The organism is Ruminococcus champanellensis 18P13 = JCM 17042 (assembly GCF_000210095.1).
In the GTDB taxonomy this organism is placed as follows: Bacteria; Bacillota; Clostridia; order Oscillospirales; family Ruminococcaceae; genus Ruminococcus_F; species Ruminococcus_F champanellensis.
Window position 1 is genome coordinate 307,279 of the sequence record NC_021039.1, and the last position, 2,345, is coordinate 309,623.

Below are 2,345 nucleotides of genomic sequence, written 5' to 3' on the forward strand. Positions count from 1 at the left end.
TGTGCCAAGCACGCAGAGCATCAAAGACAAACCGCAAGCAGGCGGTCACAAAGATCAAACCCATCCACCCACAACCCATTACAAGAACAAACGTTCTTACATTTTGTGCATTATCACCAAAAAACAGGTGAAAAGATTGGCATGCGCTATGGTGAAAAACGAATCAAACATATTGACTTTGCCGCATGTGTATGGTAAAGTTAAGGTATCATGACATGACTGTGCGTATACGTCTCTCTCAATTTTCCCTCCGGGAAAAGGCGTTAAGGCTGCGTCTTCTCATCGTATCCGGTCATGTAAAAGAAAGGGAGTAGAATCACATGAAGCTGACAAAAAAGCTGCTCAGCACTGTGACCGCTGCCGCTCTGTGCATGTCTCTGACAAGTACATTTGCAGGCAGCTTTGTCAACGTGTCTGCTGCAAACACCACCGCCATCGATATGGTGGAGGACATGGGTCTTGGCTGGAACCTGGGTAATTCCCTCAGCGGCTCCAACACCTGGGACTCCGGTACCCTCACGCCGGAGCAGATCGAAACTGCCTGGGGCAATCCCCTTACCACCGAAGCCATGATCAAGGAGATCAAGAAGGCTGGCTTCAAGACCGTCCGGATCCCTGTGACCTGGTACCAGGCAATGGAGGGCAAGGTGGATATGGACGCATATCTTGCCCGGGTTCAGACCGTTGTGGATTACTGTCTGGATAACGGTCTGTACTGCATCATCAACACCCACAACGAGGCAAGCTGGCTCAATGCTTCCGCACAGAGCAAGTTTACCGACCTGTGGAAGAAGATCGCTACCTACTTCAAGGACTATGACGAGAAGCTGGTCTTTGAGGATATGAACGAGATCGAGATCACCAATGCGCAGATCATGAAGCTGAACCAGGCGTTTGTGGATACAGTCCGTGCAACCGGCGGCAATAACGCAAAGCGTCTGCTTCTGGTGCCTGCATCCAACAACAATACGGATAAGTGCCTGTCCAGCGACTTCTCCGCACCCAAAGATTCCGCCAACATGGTGGCTGTTTCCGTGCATTACTATGAGCCTACCACCTTCTGCGTGGCAGAGACTGACTCCACCTGGGGCTACACCTCCACCTGGGGCACCAATGCGGATTATACCCTGCTGGAGGCCAACCTGGATAAGCTGGAGGATAAGTTCATCGACAAGGGCATCCCGGTGATCATCGGCGAGTACGGCGTTGTGACCGACGAGGGCAAAGATGACGCTTCCATCAAGAAGTTCCTCAAGGAGGTTGCATCCTACTCCTACGGCAAGAACGGTATGTGTGCGGTTCTGTGGGATGATTCCAACGCCGGCACCATGAAGTATTTTGACCGTACCACCCTCAGCTGGTACGATGACGAGATCAAGCAGATTTTTGCTGATGTAATCAGCGGCGGCACAGAGGATCCCGGCACCAAGACCGACCGGATCTCCCTGACTGTGGATGAAATGACAGCGGAGGAAAAGGGCTACTCCATCGACATGAAGCCCTATGGTGAAATGGGTCTGACCGCAAGCAGCGTTGTGGTAGAATATGAGCTGACCTCCACCAAGAACTCCAAGCAGGTCAGCGGCGACGTTGTTCTGAGCTTTAACTTTACCGAATCCGGCAACGACGACGAAAAGACCCGTCACTGCTGGACCTTTATAGACAATGCAGTGGGCATCGACAAGACCCTGACTACCTTTGAGATTCCCGTTGGCGAGAACACATTCCCCACCGGCGACAAGGATGACGAAGGCAACGCAATCACCAAGACCGGTACCTTTGAGATGGATTATCTGAAGGTGGAGAACTGGTGGACATGGTCCGGCGTAACCGGCGATGAACCGGCACTGAACATCAAGAATGTAACGGTTATTTTCGACAACTTCTTCTACCCGGATCAGCCGATTGAAACCACAACGACCACCACTACAACCACTACGGAAACCACCACCACGACCACAACGACTACCACCACCACAGTGGAGCCTGTCGGCGTAAAGGGTGACGTAAACGACGATGGCGAGGTTACCATCGCTGACGTAGTACGGCTCTGCCGCTATGTGGCACAGGATGACACCCTGGCTCCGGCTATGACCGCAGCGCAGGTTGCCAATGCAGACGTGAACGGCGATGCCATTGTAGATTCCAGTGATATCACCGTGCTTGCACGTTTCCTGGCGCATCTGGTAGAAACCGTCTGATTACATGCTACAAACAGCACCATGCAGTATTGCGTGGTGCTGTTTTTTTGTGATCGTGTTTTCCGGGTGGGTCTGGATGCTCTGTTTTTTGAGTGACCGTTTGCGTTTTCTTATAGTCTGCGTGCTCCACCCACGCAGTACAAG

2 protein-coding genes are annotated in these 2,345 nt (G+C 52.2%); both read left to right on the forward strand.

The genetic code is table 11. The annotated features are described in order from the left end of the window. Positions 1–198: hypothetical protein (locus RUM_RS12970; protein ID WP_207634945.1), on the forward strand; the 198-nt coding region annotated here is incomplete at its 5' end. A gap of 122 nt (positions 199–320) precedes the next feature. After that, complete coding sequence (locus RUM_RS11855; protein ID WP_015557430.1) at positions 321–2,201, forward strand: cellulase family glycosylhydrolase; 1,881 nt, start codon at positions 321–323, stop codon at positions 2,199–2,201. The last annotated feature ends 144 nt before the right edge of the window (positions 2,202–2,345 follow it).

Bases quoted from the DNA above. Each gene is read 5' to 3' on its own strand.
- RUM_RS11855 (WP_015557430.1), top strand. From the start codon at position 321: ATGAAGCTGACAAAAAAGCTGCTCAGCACTGTGACCGCTGCCGCTCTG.